At 71.5% G+C, this 16,597-nt stretch carries 16 protein-coding genes; 8 read left to right on the forward strand and 8 right to left on the reverse strand.

The window, feature by feature from the left end; translation table 11 throughout:
• Both ADK65_RS31170 and ADK65_RS31175 read right to left on the reverse strand, forming a co-directional pair.
• Nucleotides 1-2,040 carry a CocE/NonD family hydrolase gene (locus ADK65_RS31170; RefSeq protein ID WP_053674333.1) on the reverse strand — a complete coding sequence of 680 codons (2,040 nt, stop codon included), beginning with the start codon at nt 2,038-2,040 and terminating at the stop codon, nt 1-3.
• Between the two features lie 16 nt (nt 2,041-2,056).
• Nucleotides 2,057-3,370 (reverse strand): ATP-grasp domain-containing protein, encoded by a 1,314-nt coding sequence (locus tag ADK65_RS31175; protein ID WP_053674334.1) that lies wholly within the window; start codon nt 3,368-3,370, stop codon nt 2,057-2,059.
• 62 nt (nt 3,371-3,432) lie between these two features.
• On the opposite strand from ADK65_RS31175, the gene ADK65_RS38710 reads away from it, so the two are divergent.
• Nucleotides 3,433-3,576, forward strand: a complete 144-nt coding sequence (locus ADK65_RS38710) for a hypothetical protein (protein WP_159038844.1) — start codon at nt 3,433-3,435, stop codon at nt 3,574-3,576.
• 60 nt (nt 3,577-3,636) lie between these two features.
• A complete protein-coding gene (locus ADK65_RS31180; RefSeq protein WP_053674335.1) occupies nt 3,637-3,945 on the forward strand; it encodes an SDR family oxidoreductase in 309 nt (102 codons plus the stop codon).
• A 6-nt stretch (nt 3,946-3,951) separates the two neighbouring features.
• Here the strand turns inward: ADK65_RS31180 and ADK65_RS31185 are convergent, their stop codons facing one another.
• The 3 genes from ADK65_RS31185 to ADK65_RS31190 all read right to left on the reverse strand — a co-directional run bounded on the left by ADK65_RS31185 (nt 3,952) and on the right by ADK65_RS31190 (nt 7,468).
• Nucleotides 3,952-6,348 carry a SpoIIE family protein phosphatase gene (locus ADK65_RS31185; RefSeq protein WP_053674336.1) on the reverse strand — a complete coding sequence of 799 codons (2,397 nt, stop codon included), beginning with the start codon at nt 6,346-6,348 and terminating at the stop codon, nt 3,952-3,954.
• 55 nt (nt 6,349-6,403) lie between these two features.
• A complete protein-coding gene (locus ADK65_RS38715; RefSeq protein WP_159038845.1) occupies nt 6,404-6,583 on the reverse strand; it encodes a hypothetical protein in 180 nt (59 codons plus the stop codon).
• A 258-nt stretch (nt 6,584-6,841) separates the two neighbouring features.
• On the reverse strand, nt 6,842-7,468 hold the full coding sequence (locus ADK65_RS31190; protein ID WP_053674337.1) for a LysE family translocator: 627 nt from the start codon (nt 7,466-7,468) through the stop codon (nt 6,842-6,844).
• 110 nt (nt 7,469-7,578) lie between these two features.
• On the opposite strand from ADK65_RS31190, the gene ADK65_RS31195 reads away from it, so the two are divergent.
• A complete protein-coding gene (locus ADK65_RS31195; protein WP_053674366.1) occupies nt 7,579-8,031 on the forward strand; it encodes an Lrp/AsnC family transcriptional regulator in 453 nt (150 codons plus the stop codon).
• A gap of 24 nt (nt 8,032-8,055) precedes the next feature.
• Here the strand turns inward: ADK65_RS31195 and ADK65_RS31200 are convergent, their stop codons facing one another.
• A complete protein-coding gene (locus tag ADK65_RS31200; RefSeq protein WP_234353011.1) occupies nt 8,056-8,994 on the reverse strand; it encodes a phosphotransferase in 939 nt (312 codons plus the stop codon).
• Between the two features lie 182 nt (nt 8,995-9,176).
• Between ADK65_RS31200 and ADK65_RS31205 the strand changes: the two genes are divergently transcribed.
• From ADK65_RS31205 to ADK65_RS31220, 4 genes are all read left to right on the forward strand, one after another.
• Complete coding sequence (locus tag ADK65_RS31205; protein ID WP_053674338.1) at nt 9,177-10,013, forward strand: alpha/beta fold hydrolase; 837 nt, start codon at nt 9,177-9,179, stop codon at nt 10,011-10,013.
• A 110-nt stretch (nt 10,014-10,123) separates the two neighbouring features.
• Nucleotides 10,124-11,152 (forward strand): helix-turn-helix domain-containing protein, encoded by a 1,029-nt coding sequence (locus tag ADK65_RS31210; protein ID WP_078956232.1) that lies wholly within the window; start codon nt 10,124-10,126, stop codon nt 11,150-11,152.
• A gap of 175 nt (nt 11,153-11,327) precedes the next feature.
• Nucleotides 11,328-12,086 carry a DNA alkylation repair protein gene (locus ADK65_RS31215; RefSeq protein ID WP_053674339.1) on the forward strand — a complete coding sequence of 253 codons (759 nt, stop codon included), beginning with the start codon at nt 11,328-11,330 and terminating at the stop codon, nt 12,084-12,086.
• Between the two features lie 50 nt (nt 12,087-12,136).
• On the forward strand, nt 12,137-13,120 hold the full coding sequence (locus ADK65_RS31220) for a BtrH N-terminal domain-containing protein (protein WP_078956233.1): 984 nt from the start codon (nt 12,137-12,139) through the stop codon (nt 13,118-13,120).
• A 171-nt stretch (nt 13,121-13,291) separates the two neighbouring features.
• Here the strand turns inward: ADK65_RS31220 and ADK65_RS31225 are convergent, their stop codons facing one another.
• Nucleotides 13,292-13,516 carry a hypothetical protein gene (locus ADK65_RS31225; RefSeq protein WP_053674340.1) on the reverse strand — a complete coding sequence of 75 codons (225 nt, stop codon included), beginning with the start codon at nt 13,514-13,516 and terminating at the stop codon, nt 13,292-13,294.
• 265 nt (nt 13,517-13,781) lie between these two features.
• Here ADK65_RS31225 and ADK65_RS31230 point away from each other — a divergent pair, with 265 nt between their 5' ends.
• Nucleotides 13,782-14,564 carry a class I SAM-dependent methyltransferase gene (locus ADK65_RS31230; RefSeq protein ID WP_053674341.1) on the forward strand — a complete coding sequence of 261 codons (783 nt, stop codon included), beginning with the start codon at nt 13,782-13,784 and terminating at the stop codon, nt 14,562-14,564.
• A 48-nt stretch (nt 14,565-14,612) separates the two neighbouring features.
• On the opposite strand, the gene ADK65_RS31235 is transcribed toward ADK65_RS31230, so the two are convergent.
• Entirely contained in the window at nt 14,613-16,517 is a 1,905-nt protein-coding gene (locus tag ADK65_RS31235; RefSeq protein WP_053674369.1) for an SMI1/KNR4 family protein, read from the reverse strand.
• Nucleotides 16,518-16,597 lie beyond the last annotated feature (80 nt).

Raw genomic sequence — 16,597 nt, forward strand, 5'->3', positions numbered from 1 at the left:
CTACAGCAGGTCGCGGGGGACCTTCTCGTTCCAGGTGCGGGAGAACACCCGGCGGTCGCCCTCGTACGCGTCGAGTGTCGCGTCGACGAAGAAGTCCGTCTCGTCGCATGTGAGCCGGGTGCCGGTGACCACCTTGACGTCCCAGTCGTCCCGCGTGAACCTCATGGTCCACGTGGTCTCGCCGCCGACCGAGGTGAAGTCGTCGGCGACCGCCGTGTAGCGCTCGTGGGCGCGGCGGCCGGCCTCCAGACCGATGTCCTCGAAGCGGACCGTGCCCTGGTCCTTCACGATGTCCAGCTCGGAGCGGTAGTCGACCAGGTCCCGCTTGACCTCCCAGCGCTGCTCCCGCGGCGTCACCTGAGTCGTGGCCTGCGGGACGGTGCCCTCGGGTTCGCCGAAGGGCGACGACGGCACCTCGTCGGGCTCCTCCACCGGCCGCACCGGCAGGGTGAGGGTGCTGGAGTGCTCGTGCACGCTGAGCAGGGCCGGCTTCGGTGCCGGCCAGGCCAGCGGCCAGTAGGACGTCGACAGGGACAGCCGGATGCGGTGGCCGGGCGGGAACGCCTGCGCCACACCGTTCAGGGGAATGGTGGCCCGGTAGCGCCGCCCCGGCTCCAACGGTTCCGGCTCCTCCGTGCTGTCACGGCGCGTCAGGTTCAGGATGCCGTAGGAGACGCGCGTGGCGGCGCCGTCGGGGCTCACGTCGGACAGCCGTGCGGCCACCATGGCGACCGGCTCGCTCACCGACAGGTCGAGCTCCACGCTCGGCGAGCCGAGGATCTCCACCGGCTCGGTCAGCGGCTCGGTGTCGAAGACGAGGGAACCGCCGTCCTCCTCGCGCTGGTCGTAGGGCAGGTCCGGGGGCGCGTTGTAGGAGGCCCACTTGCCCGCGAACTGGCCCACGGACAGCGGCGAGCGCACGGTCATCGCCGCACCGCCCTCGGACGCCTGCGCGTTCGCGTCCTGCGCGGGCCCGATCGTGTGCCGCGTGAGCGGGTGTGTGACGGGCCGGATGTGCGGGGACGGCCAGTCCGGCTCGCCCACCCAGCGGCCCGGCCGCTCCTCGTAGGAGGTGGAGGGCGGCACGCTGTCCTGCATCCACGCCTGGAGCATCGGCCCGTCCATGACGCCGTTGTCGACGCCCTTGAGCCAGTGGTCCCACCACCGCACGAGTTCCTGGAGGTAGCCGATCGCCGGGCCGGGCTCCCCGAGGTGGGGGAACTTGTGCGACCAGGGGCCGATCAGCCCCTTACGGGGCACGTCCAGGTTCCCGAGCAAGCGGGTCACCGCATTGGAGTAGCCGTCCGCCCAGCCGCTGGAGGCCAGGACCGGACACTGCACGCTCGTGTAGTCCTCGCACACCGAGGCGTGCCGCCAGTAGTCGTCGCGGCGCTGGTGCCGCAGCCACTCCAGCACCCAGGGCTCGGTGTTCTCCAGCCGTTCGTGCCACATCTCGCGCCAGCGCTCACCCACCACGGCCGGGTCGGGCGGGCAGGTGCCGTAGGCGAACATGGTGCCCGCCTCGGCCAGGTTGTCCGACAGCAGGGCGCCGCCCATGTAGTGCATGTCGTCGGAGTGCCGGTCGTCCGTGAAGGACGCGATGGCGATGGCCTTCAGGCTCGCCGGCCGGCGAGCCGCCACCTGCAGCGCCGCGAACGCGCCCCAGGAGATGCCCATCATGCCCGTGCCGCCGTCGCACCAGGGCTGCTCCGCCAGCCAGGCCAGGACCTCCTCGGCGTCCGCCTGCTCCCGTTCCAGGTACTCGTCGCGCAGCACACCCTCGGAGTCACCGGTGCCGCGCAGGTCGACGCGGACACACGCGTAGCCGTGCCCGGCGAGGTAGGGGTGGTGGATCGAGTCCCGTACGGCCGTCAGATCCCGCTTGCGGTAGGGGATGTACTCCAGCACCGCCGGCACCGGCTCCTGGTCCGAGGAGGTGGGGCGCCAGATGTGCGCGGAGAGCCGGACCCCGTCCGACATCGGGATCGTGACGTGCTCTTCTTCCTTCGTCTCGTACGGCAGGTTGGTCACGTAACGCATGGAAGTGTCGTGCTCCTCACTTTCGCGCGGCGTCGTTCTCGGCCGGGGTGTCCTCGAAGGCCAGGCCCAGGGCGGCCACGCAGTGGTCGAACTTCTTCCGCAGCTCGGCCTCGTCGGCCCCGCCGGTGTAGATGTGCGCCAGCTCGTAGCTGTAGCTGTCCTGCCCGGGCAGTTCCGAGAGCCTGTCGCCCTGTTCCGGGATCACCTCGATGCGCACGCCGGGGGTCTCCCGCTCGATGCGGGCGATCTCCTCGGGGCCCGGCACCCGGCGCACCACACCGTCGGTGAACCAGCGGTGGTACCACTTCGCGGCCATCGTGTACTGGCCCTCGCCGTGCGGCATGTGCGGGTCCTCGCCGAGGGCGAGACGGACCATGCAGTGGTGATTGGGCACACCGTCGACGTACCGGAACAGCTCCGCGTGCGACTGGGAGTGCCGCGGGTTGATCTCCAGCAGGCTGATCTCCCGGGTCCGCGGGTCGTAGAAGTACTCGATGCTGAAGGTGGCCGAGTCCATCCCGATCTGCCGCATCACGCGCTCGCTGACGTCATGCAGTTGTGCGATGGCCGGGGGCGGCAGCATCGAGGGGTACTGGTGGCGCAGGAAGCAGGAGGAGTCCGGGTACTGGATGGAGTCCAGGACCCCGTAGACGGTCACCTCGCCCTGGTGGACGTAGCCCTCGACGGCGACCTGGACGCCGGACATCGATTCCTCCGCGAGGCACACCCGGCCGCCCACGCCGTCCATCTCGGGCGGCAGGTCGATGCGTTCGAGGATGTGCTCGAAGGGGCGGCCGATGCGGGAGATGCCGTCGCGGATCTCGGCGACCGCCCTTCCGAACTGCTCCTCGTCATCGACTCCGAAAGCGAGTTCGGAGGAATACGAGAGGGCGGGCTTGAGCCACATCGGGTAGGTCACGCCCTCCGGTGGGCGCGGCGGCTCGGCGGACAGATCGACCTGTCCGAACCGCGGATGCCGGTCGGTGGCCTTCCGCTGCTCCAGCCGGCTCCAGTACTTGTGCTCGCACTTGACCACGGACTCCAGGCTGGTGCTGCGCGTGCCGTAGCGTTCGCTCAGCATCGGGACGAGCGTGCTGACCGGGAAGTCCCAGTAGCCGACGATCGCGTCGATGCTGCCGTCGAACGCGTCGAGCACGCCCTGGGCCTTGTCGAGCAGTGCCGGCAGGTCCACCTCACCGACCTGGAGCTCCTCGATCGTCAGCAGCTGGTGAAAACGCAGCTGGTCGGCTCCTGGGACCTGCTGGAGCGTGGGCAGGTTGGCCTCGTCGAGCCCGATCACGAAGACGTTCTTCACCGTCTCGTCAGACACGGCTCTCCTTCCGACGACGAACGGCCCGAAGGCCGGCTTGCAAGATCGTCGGAGTACCCCTCGTGTCGTCCGGCATTCCGCTTCGGGCACCGCGCGGCGAGGTGGAGGAGCAGGGCAGGCGCTGTCTGCTGCTGCCCGGCGACCTCACCGACCCGGGCTTCTGCCGAGCGGCCGTCGAACGGACGGTGGCGGTACTCGGGGCCTGAACATCCTGGTGAGCAACGCCGCCTACCACGACCGAGGAGGCCCTCAAGGGCAGCACCACGGTGATCGACCACACCGCGTCCGAGGCGGCGCTGATCACCTTGACCAAGTCCGTCGCGACGCACCTGGCCAAGCGGGGGGCGCGGGCCAACGTGGTCGCGCCGGGTTCCACCTGGACGCCCCTCAACGAAGCGGATCCGCACGTGCCGCCGGACGGGCTCGCCCACATCGGCGGCGAGGCCCCGCTGGAACGCGCGGCCCAGCCCGAGGAGATCGCGCCTACGCACGTCTACCTCACCTCCGACGCCGACTCCGGCTACACCGTCGGCGAGGTCATCGCGGTGACCGGCGGCATCGGGGACACGCGGTAGCCCGGCTCACACCCCGGCGGGCAGGGGCTGTTCCGCCCAGATGGTCTTGCCCGTGGCCGTCTGGCGGCTGCCCCACCGCTCGGCGAGCTGGGCGACGAGCAGCAGCCCCCGCCCGCCCTCGTCGAAGACCCTCGCCCGGCGCAGATGCGGCGCGGTGCTGCTGCCGTCGGACACCTCGCAGATGAGGGTCGCGTCGCGGATCAGCCGCAGCTCGATGGGTGCGCCGCCGTACCGCAGCGCGTTGGTGACCAGTTCGCTGACGATCAGTTCGGTGGCGAACTCGGCCTCCGTGAGCCCCCATTCGGCCAGCTGCTCGCTCGCCATCTTGCGTGCCCGGGCCACGGCCGCGGGATCCGGTGGCAGCTGCCAGGTGCGGACCTTCCCTGCGTCGAGCACGGTCGTCCGCGCCAGCATCAGCACGACGTCGTCGGCGGGCCGGCCGGTCAGCAGCGTGCGCAGCACCCGCTCGCAGGTCTCCTCCAACGCCTCCGCGGGGCTGCTCAGCGCCTGCCGCAGCAGGGCGGTACCGGCCTCGATGTCGTGCCCGGGCGCCTCGAGCAGTCCGTCGGTGTAGAGGGCGAGCAGGCTGTTCTCCTCCAGCTGGATCTCGGAGGCCTCGAACGGCAGGCCGCCCAGGCCCAGCGGCGGCCCGGCCGGCAGGTCCAGGAACCGTACGCCGCCGTCGGGCGTGACCAGCGCGGGCGGCGGATGCCCGGCGCGAGCCATGGTGCAGCGACGGGACACCGGGTCGTACACGGCGTAGAGGCAGGTGGCGCCGACCTGCCCCGGCGTCTCCTCCGCCCCGCGCGCCTGCGGGCCCTCCTCCCGGTCGAGCCGGATGACGAGGTCGTCCAGCTGGGTGAGCAGCTCGTCCGGGGCGAGATCGACATCGGCGAGCGTCCGTACCGCGGTCCGCAGGCGGCCCATCGTGGCCGACGCGTGGATGCCGTGGCCGACCACGTCGCCCACCACCAGGGCCACGCGGGTGCCGGACAGCGGGATCACGTCGAACCAGTCGCCCCCGATGTCCGCACCGGCCCCGGTCGGCAGATAGCGGTAGGCGATGTCCATCGCCGCCAGGTCCGGAAGCCGTTCGGGCAGCAGGCTGCGCTGGAGCGCCAGCGCCATGCGGCGCTCCCGGGTGAAGCGGCGGGCGTTGTCCACGCTCACCGCGGCCCGGGCGACGATGTCCTCGGCGAGCAGCAGGTCGTCCTCGCTGAACGCGTCCGGGTTGCGATGGCGCAGGAAGTGCACCATGCCCAGGGTCACGCCCCGGGCGCGCAGCGGCACCATCATGACGGAGTGGATCAGATACCTGGACACGGTCGCGGCGCGGGCGGGGGAGGACTCGAGCCACTCCAGGAGATCCGGATCGCCCGGCCTGTGCCGTGCGCCCCGCTCGGCGGCCAGGGTCCGCAACGGCAGCGTCCCCACCGGGTAGCGGATCACGCCGCCCGGCGCCACCACCGACTCCGGGCAGCCTTCCAGCACCGACCGCTGCGCGCTGCGCCTCAGCACGACCGGGGTGTCCGGCGGCAGAGGTCCCGGCTCGTCACCCTTGGCCACCGATTCCAGCAGATCCACGGTGACGAAGTCCGCGAACCCCGCGGTGACGGCCACCTCCGCCATCTCCTCGGCCGTCCGGGTCACATCCAGGGTGCTCCCGATCCGCAGACTCGCCTCGTTGATCACCGCCAGCCGCCGTCGGGCCCAGGACTGCTCCGTGGTGTCGAACACGGTGGCCGACACGCCCTGGACCATGCCGGACTCGTCCTTGAGCGGTGAGAGGAACATCGACCAGGCGTGCGGCCGGATCTCGCCCGGGGCCGTGCCGTGCTCCTCGTGGAGGATCATCTCGCCGGTGCGCAGGACCTCCCGCTGGAGGCGGTCATAGGTGTCGAAGGGCGGGTTCGGCTCGATCTCCCACAGGGTCAGGCCCTGCATCTCCTCCACGGACCTGCCCATCACCTCCGTCATGACGTCGTTGGCGCCGACCAGCCGGGCCTCCCGGTCGTAGACCGCCACCGGCACGGGGAGCTGGGCGAGCGTGAGGTCCCACAGCGGCAGGGTTCCGTACCCGGCCCGCGGATACGCCGGTACGGTGCCGGTCACGAGCCAGAGCCGACGGCCCTCCGCGTCCCGCAGCGGCGTCCCCCGCAGCCGGACCACGACCCGGTCGCCGTCCCGGTGCAGCAGCGCCACCTCGCCGGACCACGGCCGGCCCTCGGCCACATGCCGCCGCGTCGATTCGGGGAGGTCGGTGGTGAGCAGGTCGGTGACGGGCCGGCCCACGAGTTCGGCGGGTTCGTGTCCGAGCAGGCGGCGGGCACCGTCGCTCCACACCATGATCACCCCGCCGGCGTCGACGACGACCGCCAGGTCCTCCGGTACGCGTCCCTGCACGGTGCCTCCGCGTGTACCGCACCTGCCTACTCGGTCCCTGCACCCGATTGTCCCGCTACCGGCTCGCTGCGGCTCGTCTGCGGACGGGCGCCACTGTGACCAGCGCGTACGGCCGGACCGGCTGCTCGAACCCCTCGACGCGGCCCCGGGCGAGGCGCACGGCCCGCTCCGGCTCGCCCGCGACGATCGCCTCGGTCCGCGGACCGGGCGGTGGACCCGGAGGTCCCAGGTGCACGCAAGGCCGGTGGCGTCTGCCCGGCGGGGGCCACGCCCTCCGGCTCCCGCCGCCGCGCCGTCAGGGCGGGTGGCGTCTGCCCGGCGGGGTCCGTGCCCTCCGGCTCCCGCCGCCGCGCCGTCAGGGCCTCCCGGTCGGCCGCCGGGCGCGGCGCGCGGCCCGGACTGCCCCGGGGGCTCCAGCCGGGCGCACTTCCGAGATGCCGGGCGCACTTCCGATCTGTGGAGAGCCGCCCCGGTGAGGGCGGCGGCGGGCCCCTCAGCCTGCCAGGCGTTCCACCAGCAGGAACCCGCCGATGGCGATCATCATCGCCCCGGACGCCCGGGTCACCGCCCGGGCCGCGGAGGGCCGGGTTCTCAGAACCGTGCGGGCCAGGACACCGACGGTGAGGTAGACGACGGCGCAGGCGGTCATGTGCAGCGAGCCGAGCAGGCCGGTCTGGCCTGCGACCGGCCAGGCGCCCGCGGGGTCGATGAACTGCGGGAACAGGGAGAAGTAGAGCAGCAGCGCCTTGGGGTTGAGGCCGCTGATCCCGATCCCTCGGAGCAGGACCCGGGCACGGGAGGTGCCCTCGGCGCCCACCGCCTCCGCGGGGGCCGTCAGGGCCGCGGGCTGCCGCAGCACCCCCCAGCCGAGCCACACCAGATAGCAGGCGCCTGCCACGGTCAGCCCGGTGAGCAGCGTCCCCGAGCTCGCCACGATCACCACCAGTCCCGCCACGGCGAGCAGTGTGTAGCCCGCGTACCCGGCGACCAGCCCGGCCACGGCCGGCACGACCGACCGGTCCCGCAGACCGGCTGTGATCGCGTAGGCCCAGTCCGCGCCGGGGGTGAATACCAGCAGGAGATCCACCGCCAGGAAGGCCGCCAGCGTGGTCGTGTCCATCGATCGTTCCCTCTCACGTGCTGTGTGCGAGAGGAAGGCTAGGGCGGATCTGCCCGGAAGTGTTCCCTTCTTTTCTCCTTGATCGTGTGATCTGGGGCAGAATCTTCTTCATGGATGCCATGGACCGGAAAATTCTTACCGAGCTGCAGCTGGACGGCCGTCTCACGGTCACCGAGCTGGCGGCGCGCGTGCAATTGAGCGTCTCGCCCTGCCACCGCAGGCTGCGCGACCTCGAACGCGACGGTGCGATCCGGGGCTACCGCGCGGTGGTGGATCCGGCCGCCGTGGGCCTGAACTTCGAAGCCCTCGTCTTCGTCACCATGCGCCTGGAGGACGCCGACACGGTTTCCGCGTTCGAAGAGGCGGTGGCCGCCGTCCCGCACGTGCTCCAGGCCCAGCGCCTGTTCGGCGACCCCGACTACCTCCTGCGCGTCGCCGCCACCGATCTGACCGCCTTCCAGCAGCTCTACGATCAGCAGCTCGCCCGGCTCCCGGGCGTCCAGCGCCTCAACTCCACCCTCGTCATGAAGCACGTCGTCGACGACCGCCCGCTGCCCGGGTGAGGGCACCCCTGCGGGAAGCAGGACTCAGCCGCCCAGCCCTCCGGCGAACGGCATGGACCGCCACTTCTCCACGGCCGGCCGGAGTGCGTCGACCAGCAGGGGCAATTGCGGCGCGAGAGCGAGACAGGCCACCGCGCGGGACATGCCCACCGCGTTGACGACCCGCAGCACGTCCGGGTCCAGCCGCCGCAGACCGAGGCGCCCGGCGGCGGCGTCGTACGCGGCCTCGCACTCGGGGCCGAAGGCCGACAGGTCCCACTCGACCGGCCCGAGAGTGGTCAGTTCGAAGTCGGAGTACAGCGCGCCGCCCGGGCCGGAGACGATGTTGGCGGCCGGGGCGTCCCCGTGGATCGGCTGGAACTCGATCCCGGGGAACACCGCCTCGAACCCCGCACGTGAGGCGACCACCGGCTCCAGCACCTCCCACTCGCGCCGGGCCCGGTCGAGATCGGCCGGCTCCAGGAGATCGGGGCGCCCTTCCAGCACGGCGAGTCCCTCGGTGACGAAGCGCGGTTCGGCCGCCGTCAGGAACGGCAGTTCGCCGGGGTAGGCGCGCAGCGCGGCGTGCAGGTCGGCGACCAGCCCGGCGTGGTGCGCGTAGTCGGGCTCGTGGCTCTGGTCCAGCTCGACGAACTGCCAGAACGTCATCGAGAGACCGTCGCACCGCACGGGCTCCCGCGGCACGAGCGGACTCGGCGGAATCACCGGATGCCCCTGATCCGCGAGCCACCCCACCACGTCCAGCTCCTGCCGCTGCCGCGCGGACTGGGAGTCGGCGTCGGCATACGACGGCAGCACGGTCGGCACCCTGACCACCACCGGTGACGGAGCCAGGTGCACCACGACGGAGAACACGTCGTAGATCACCCTCGCGTCGGCGACGTCGAGCCCCAGATCACGCCCCGCGGCGACGGCGGCGGCGAGGGCACGGGACGTTCGGACGGACATCTGATCAGGTGTCATGAACCCTTCCATGGCGCCGATGGTGTCACGCCGGCCCCGGAAGGGCACCCGGACATGGTGCGCGGCCCGCGTGTGCGCCACAGGTCAAACGCCCGTGCGCCGTCAGGCAATTGGCGGGTACGGGCCGGTCGTAGCGTGGCCGTGTCCCTTGCACCAGCCGCTCGGAAACGAGGAAGCAGCACATGCCGTACATCACCGTGGGCCAGGAGAACTCCACCGCCATCGACCTGTACTACGAGGACCACGGCTCCGGTCAGCCGGTCGTCCTCATCCACGGATTCCCGCTCGACGGGCACTCCTGGGAACGGCAGAGCGCCGTCCTGCTCGAGGCCGGCTACCGCGTGATCACCTACGACCGGCGTGGTTTCGGGCAGTCCTCCCAGCCGACCACCGGCTTCGACTACGACACCTTCGCGGCCGACCTGAACTCCGTGATGGAGACCCTCGACCTGCGGGACGCCGTCCTCGTGGGGTTCTCGATGGGAACCGGCGAGGTCGCCCGGTACGTGTCCCGCCACGGCACGGACCGGGTCGCCAAGGTCGCCTTCCTCGCCTCCCTGGAGCCCTGCCTGCTCAAGTCCGACGACAACCCCGACGGCGTCGCTCCGAAGGAGTTCTTCGACGGGGTCGTCGCCGCGGTGAAGGCCGACCGGTACGCCTACTACACGGATTTCTACAAGGACTTCTACAACCTGGACGAGAACCTCGGCACGCGGATCAGCGAGGAGGCCGTCCGGCACAGCTGGGACGTCGCCGCGGGCGGCGGCTTCTTCGCCGCGGCCGCCGCGCCCGCGACCTGGTACACCGACTTCCGCGCCGACATCCCGGCGATCGACGTGCCGGCCCTGATCCTGCACGGCACGGGCGACCGCATCCTGCCCGTCGAGGGGACCGCTCGCCCGTTCCGCAAGGCCCTTCCGGCCGCGGACTACGTGGAGATCGAGGGCGCACCGCACGGTCTGCTCTGGACCCACGCCGAGGAGGTCAACGCGGCGCTGCTCGCCTTCCTGGCCAAGTGACCGGATTCTTTCTCCGATTCTTCCTGGACCCCGCCGGGACGGCGTGGTGACATCGTCAAGGCCGGCAGCGGATCCGCTGCCGGCCTTGACGATGTCCAGGGGGGAATTCAGTGTCCGTCGTCCTGTCCACCGCGTCGCTGCCGGCGGCCGACCGGGGGGAGCGCTGGCATCACGCGGTGTCCCGGACCTTCATCCCGCTCGATGTGCGACTCCTGGAGGGCGATCCGTCGCCCGGCAGCATCGTCAGCCACCGGCTGGGTTCCTTAGCGGTCTCGCAGGTGCAGGCGGGCCCGCAGGTCGTGACCCGCAGCAGGCGGCTGATCGCCCAGGACGGCAAGGAGTTCCTCATCCTCACCCTGCAGCGGCGGGGCAGCGCCCTCAAGGAGCAGGACGGGCGGGAGGCCCGGATCGGGCCGGGCGACTTCTCCCTCTCCGACTCCTCCCGGATGTTCCGGAAGAAGATGCAGAACGCGTTCTGCTTCACCTCCTTCCACTTCCCCCGCGATGATCTCCGGGTACGTGACGAGGACCTGCGGGCGCTGACCGCCACGGCGTTTTCCGCCCGGGAGGGCAGCGCCGCCCTGGTGGGGGCCTACTTCGCCCGGCTGGGACGCGAAGCGGCGCATCTCGACGCCATCGCCGGGCGCCAGTTCGCGGTCACGGCGCTCGACCTGCTGGCGCTGCTGATCGACGAGCTGAGTGGCCGCCTCGTTCCCCAGGCCCCGGAGACCGCCGCCGCCACCCTCGTGCGCGTCAAGGACCACATCGCGCGCCACCTCGCCGATCCCGGCCTGGCACCGCCCGGGATCGCCGCGGCGCACTTCATGTCGGTCCGCTACCTGCACAAGCTGTTCGAGTCGGAGGGCGTGACGGTGGGGGAGTGGATCCGGACGCAGCGGCTGGAGCGGTGCCGCCGCGATCTCCTGCGCTCACCGGCCCGGGGGCAGGGGGTCGCGGCCGTCGCCAGACGCTGGGGTTTCACGAGCCCCAGCCACTTCAGCCGTGCCTTCCGCGCGGCCTACGGGACGACGCCCCGCGAGTGGCAGCTCCACGGGCTGCCCGGCGAGGAGGCGGGAGACGAAGGACTGCCGGACGCTGCGGGGCGGGAACGTCCCGGCGCGCCTGCCCGTTGCCCATGAGTCCGCCGAGGCCCGGGTTGAGCAGCCTCCCCGCACGCGACATCAGCGGCCTGACTGGATCGGCTCGGCGTCTCCCACGCCCCACGCGCCCAGGAACCCGGCGACGGCCTGGTCAGCGGACACGCGATGATACGGCCAGTGGAGGAGGGAGCGCCGTGAGGGAGGGATCGAGGTAATGGACGTGGCAGTCGCCGCCGGGGACCTTCTGGCGTCTCTGGCAGCGCGCGGTGACGCGGATCGCGCGGCAAGGACACAGCGCTACTTCCCTCAGGAGATCCGCGCCCTGGGCGTGAGCAACGCCTCCGTCGCCGAGCTCGCGTACGACCACCTCCGTGAGCGGCCGGACATCTCCCCGGTGACCTGTCTGGCCCTGACGGAAGAGGTGCTGTCACGCGCGGCTCACCACGAGGAGGTCCTGCTGGGGTTCGCGCTGCTGCACAAGGTCGCGAGGGCCGGGCTGGGCGACGAACTCCTCGACCGCTGTGAGTACTGGCTCGAAACGTATGTCTGCAACTGGGCGCAGTGCGACGACCTGTGTCTCAAGCTGCTCTACCCGTTCTTCCGCGGGCACCTCGACCGGATCCCGCGGACGCGGCGCTGGGTCGCGTCCCGGTCCCCCTGGGCGAGACGCGCCGCGAACGTGGCCGTCGTGAAATTCGTCCGGCGAACCGTGGGGCGGACGGTGTTCGAACTGCCCCTGTCGCACGTCTTCGACAACTGCGTCCGGCTCATGGACGACGGCGACGTGTACGTGCGGAAGGGCTGCGGATGGCTGCTCAAGGTCACCGCCGAGGTCCATCAGGACGAAGTGGCCGCGTTCCTGAGCACGTGGCACACCCGAATGGCCCGCGATACCTTCCGCTACGCGGTCGAGAACATGGATCCGGAAACGCGGGCTTCCCTGATGGCGCTGGGCAAGCGGACCCACGGGTGAGGTCGGCGAAACCGGTTGGTGACCACCGTCCAGAGAGAAAGAAGTTCGTCGTGTTACTCCTCGAAGCGCAGCCCTACGTCGGTCATCACTGCGAATCGACATCCCTGGTCAACCTTCTCCGGCAGCACGGGATCGACTTGCCGGAGTCGCTCGTCTTCGGCCTCGGCAGAGGCTTGTCCTTCACCTACTGGCGTACCAAGCAGATGCCGACGCCGTTCCTCGGCGGCCGGATCAAGCCGGATCGACTGACCGCCCATCTCACCGAGGCGCTCGGCCTTCGACTGACCGTCAGGGAGACCTCCTCACCGAGGCGCGCCCGCGAGCAACTGCTCCGGGACCTCGACGCGGGGACCGTGGTCGGTCTGAAGCTCGACCGCTTCGACCTCGACTACTCCACGGACGACTACCGGTTCGCCGCCCACTACGTGGCCTGCGTCGGCTACGACGACGACCGCTTCGCCCTCGTCGAGACCAGGCCGCTGGGGCTGAAGTGGGCCTCCGGCGCGTCCCTGGCGCGTGCGCGCAGCGCCCGGGGACCGATGAGCTCACGCAGCCTCTCGTTCACCATCGCCCCTCCGAACGGCCCCCTGCCCGATCTCGGCGAGGCCGCCCGCCGGTCCGTCAAGGCGGCGGCGGAAAGCTTCCTGAACCCACCGATCTCCAATCTGGGATTCAAGGGGATGCACAAAGCGGCCGACCTCATGCCCGGCTGGATCGACGGCCTCGAATCCCCGGAAGAGGCGCTCGTCGAGATCTCCACGATCATGGAGGAGGGCGGAACCGGCGGCGGTTTCTTCCGCACCCTGTGGGCGGACTTCCTGGCCGAGACCGCAGAGCTCACCGGTGCGGGGGAGTACGGCGACCTTTCGGACGCATACCGCGTGGTGTCGAGGAAATGGACCCGTGTGGCGGCACTCCTCCGTGAGGCGGGAGCCACCCGGGACCGGGCCCCCGTCGAACGCGCGTCGACGCTGGTGCATGAACTCGCGGAGGAGGAACACCGCCTGATGCGGCGGCTCTCGGATCCTGCCTGAGCCCTGGCGGCCGACACCGACGCGGCGTCGTCCAGGCGCGGCAGCGCCGAGTCGGGTGGATCGGAGGGCGTCAGCACCTCATCCCCGTGCCACCCACCGGCCGCCGATCCGCGGAGCGGACCCGGGATTCCCCCGAAGGCCGGTAGGGGCCCGAGGAGAGGGCGTTAGTGATCAATCCATCCGGTCGCCGCCGCGTTCCAGGACGCGGCGGGCTGCCTCGGCCTCCGCCGCCGCGGGCGACAGTTCGTCGAGGGTGTCGAGCTCGTCGTCCGCTTCCAGCTCCCGTTCCCAGGCCGCGGCGAGGCGTTCCTGCTCCTGGCGTGGCCTGGCGCCGATCGATTCGCGGTGCTCCGGGTCCAGAGCTGCCAGGAATCGTCCGAGCGGGTCCGTGGGCATACGGGGCTCCTTGTGATGGAGAGCGGGCGCGACCTGCCCAGCATGGCCGAACCGCTACGGCCCGGCCGCTCGACACAGCCGGGGAACACCGCGTTGGCCCCCTTGCCCGCCCGCCTGCTCGCTGCGCCGGGCCGTTCGCCGCTTCGGGCACGTCAGAGGGCGAACACGGGCGGCTGCCTTTCGGGAGAAGTCCGTTCCCCTCCACGATCGCCGGCATGACAGGGTGGACCGTGCCCGTCGACGCACAGCCTTTGAGGAGCCCCCCATGACCAGCGGTTTCCGTCCTGACTTCGGGCTCACCGCGCAGGACTACGGCCGCCACCGCGCCGGATTCCCACCGCAGATCGTCACGCACCTGTACCGGCACGGCATCGCCTTCCCCGGCAAGGACGTGCTCGACATCGGGACCGGCACCGGCACCCTGGCCCGGCTGTTCGCGCAGGCGGGGGCACGGGTGACCGGTGTGGACCCGGCGGCACCGCTGCTCGAGCGGGCCCGGGAGCTCGACAGGGAGGCCGGGGTGCGGACCGACTACCGGGTGGGCTCGGCGGAGTCGACGGGGCTGCCGGACGGGGCGTACGACGTGGTGGCGGCCGGCCAGTGCTGGCACTGGTTCGACGCGCCGAAGGCCGCGGCCGAGATCACGCGGTTGTTGCGTCCCGGTGGCCGGGTGGTCATCGCCCACTTCGACTGGCTGCCCCTGCCGGGCAACGTGGTCGAGGCGACCGAGGAGCTGATCCTCTCGTTCAACCCCTCCTGGACCCTGGGCGGCGGCACCGGCCTGTACCCGCGCTGGCTGACCGACCTGGCCACCGCGGGCTTCACCGGCATCGAGACCTTCTCCTTCGATCTGACCGTGCCGTACCCGCCCGAGGCGTGGCGGGGCCGGATCCGGGCCAGTGCCGGAGTCGGCGCCACTCTGCCGCCGGACGAGGTGGAACGCTTCGACGACGCCCTCGGCCGGGTGCTGCACGAGCGTTTCCCCGGAGACGTGATCCACGTCCCGCACCGCACCTGGGCCGTTGTGGCCACGAGGGGCGACGGCTGAGCACACTCAGCGGTCGCCCCGGCTCGCAGGTTGCCGGGGAGCGTCTCCTCAGCCCACCCGGATCACCGCGTACGTCTCACCGTCCCCGGGCGGGCGCGTCCATGAACGGGTGACGAACGTGTGCAGCCGTCCGTTCACCAGGGCATGGCGCGGCAGACGGACGCCGAACTCCCCGGCCACCGCCGCCAGCAGCGACCGCTCCACTCCGGCCCCGTCCTCCTGGGCACCGAAGAACCGGTTCGGGTCCAGCGCCGCCGGTATCTCCCCGCTCGAACGGATCTCTCCGTCCGTGTACGTGAAGGAGTACTGCTCGGCGCCGTCCCGCGCCACCGAAAGGTGGAAGAACGGCTCTCTGTGCCCCTCCCTCAGGCCACTCCACACCACCACGGCGCGGGTTCCCACTGCGGCGGACGCGGCCGGGGAGACCAGCCGCCGGTGGTCGAACGGGGCCGGATCGCCGTCGAAGGCGAAGCTCCAGCCGGCGCCGGCGCGGCCGACCGCCATGAGAGCCCTGTCGTCGTAGGAGGTGAACTCCCTGCGGCCGCGCAGCCATGCGGTGTGTGCCTCCCACCAGGTCATGGGTGCGCTCAGCAGGCTGCCCTCCCCGCCCCCGTCCCTGTCGGCGAGACGCCCGGCCAACTCCTCCGGCTCCACCCCCTCCACCAGCACGAACCGGTAGGACGTGCGGTTGTTGCCGGGGTCGGGCTCCGCGAGCCACGCCAGGCCGCCCGGGTCGAGCCCGGCCGACGGAGCCGGCGTGTCACCCGACTGCCCGCCCCTCGGCGTGGACAGCAGCTCCCGGCCCCGCTCCTGGGTGAGCAGCGGCCTCAGCACGGGGTCGGCGAGCCAGCCCAGGGGCGCCAGGTGATCCGGCCCCAGCGGCTCCCACAGGGGCACCGCGTCGATCAGTGTCCGCCACGCCCCGTCGGTGTCGCCCCAGCGCGCCGACTCCCGGGCCCGATCGACCGCCTCCCCGAACGGCCCGGCCGCCGTGTACCGGTAGGTGCCGCCGCGCATCTGGTCCAGCGTCGCGTGAGCCAGTGACACCACGTCCTCGTCCGCGCCCCGCAGAGGGAACATCAAGCCGGAGTCGCCCCGGTACGAGTGCGCCGCGTGCTCGGCGACCAGTGGCGGCAGCAGCTCGGACACGTACCGCTGATCCGTCACCAGATCGTCGAAGGAAATCATGGAGGTCTGCCCGAGCAGGCGGCGGATCTGGTCCCCCAGCCCGGCGGCCCGCGGTCTGCCGTACCCCTTGGCCTCGTCCAGCCTCTCCAAGGCCCGCTCCCAGCCGCCGCGCAGCGCCTCGATCCGGGCCTCTGCCACCTGCGCGTCCAGCGCACGTGTCGTGTCGTTCTCGAACACCGGTGCCTGCGCGCCCCCGTGCGACCGCAGGCTGTGGAACTCCCGGTACACGTCGAGCATGAAGGCGGCGAAGCCGGCGTGCCGCTCGGGCGGCTCGGCACGCCAGCTCGCCCACGTGTACACGGCCCACTCGCCGTCCTCGTCCACGTCCTCGGGGTCCATGAGGACGTAGGTGGCGTCGGACTCGACGTCGAGCTGCAGCCCGCGCCGCCAGATGTCCGCCTCCCGCCGCTCCTCGGGCTCGGCATCCTCGTCCAGATACTCCTCGAACGTGCATGCGAGACCGGACGCGTCGTCGTGCCAGCGCGCGGACTCGGTCCCCGCCAGCAGCCACACGAACCCGCCGGCGTGCCGCCACCCGTCGGTGACCGCGAGGAACTCACGGTACGACGGCGGCATTCGTCGGCCCAGGCGCTGCTCCATGGCCGCGATCCGCTCCTCGGACGCGGGCGGGAAACCCAGCCAGCGTGCCTGCAGTGCGGCCTCGTCGTCCGCTGTCCGCGTCTCGTCCTCCGGCAGGGAATCCGCCCACTCCCCACTCCACCGGAGCAGGAAGGACCGCCAGTCGAATGCCGTGGTGTCGGTCATGGGCCCGATGCTGCCACCCGCCACTGACAACGCCTCGCCACCCGCCGCCCGGCGGTGGATCACCACGGAGGAGTTGTTCG

Origin of the sequence: Streptomyces sp. NRRL B-1140 (assembly GCF_001280065.1) — a bacterium.
Taxonomy (GTDB): Bacteria; Actinomycetota; Actinomycetes; order Streptomycetales; family Streptomycetaceae; genus Streptomyces.

What these genes read in the sequence shown, in the direction of transcription:
- ADK65_RS31170 (WP_053674333.1), bottom strand. Translation starts at nt 2,040, where the DNA reads ATGCGTTACGTGACCAACCTGCCGTACGAGACGAAGGAAGAAGAGCAC.
- ADK65_RS31190 (WP_053674337.1), bottom strand. Translation starts at nt 7,468, where the DNA reads ATGGACACGACCACGCTGGCGGCCTTCCTGGCGGTGGATCTCCTGCTG.
- ADK65_RS31195 (WP_053674366.1), top strand. Translation starts at nt 7,579, where the DNA reads ATGGATGCCATGGACCGGAAAATTCTTACCGAGCTGCAGCTGGACGGC.
- ADK65_RS31200 (WP_234353011.1), bottom strand. Translation starts at nt 8,994, where the DNA reads ATGACACCTGATCAGATGTCCGTCCGAACGTCCCGTGCCCTCGCCGCC.
- ADK65_RS31205 (WP_053674338.1), top strand. Translation starts at nt 9,177, where the DNA reads ATGCCGTACATCACCGTGGGCCAGGAGAACTCCACCGCCATCGACCTG.
- ADK65_RS31215 (WP_053674339.1), top strand. Translation starts at nt 11,328, where the DNA reads ATGGACGTGGCAGTCGCCGCCGGGGACCTTCTGGCGTCTCTGGCAGCG.
- ADK65_RS31225 (WP_053674340.1), bottom strand. Translation starts at nt 13,516, where the DNA reads ATGCCCACGGACCCGCTCGGACGATTCCTGGCAGCTCTGGACCCGGAG.
- ADK65_RS31230 (WP_053674341.1), top strand. Translation starts at nt 13,782, where the DNA reads ATGACCAGCGGTTTCCGTCCTGACTTCGGGCTCACCGCGCAGGACTAC.
- ADK65_RS31235 (WP_053674369.1), bottom strand. Translation starts at nt 16,517, where the DNA reads ATGACCGACACCACGGCATTCGACTGGCGGTCCTTCCTGCTCCGGTGG.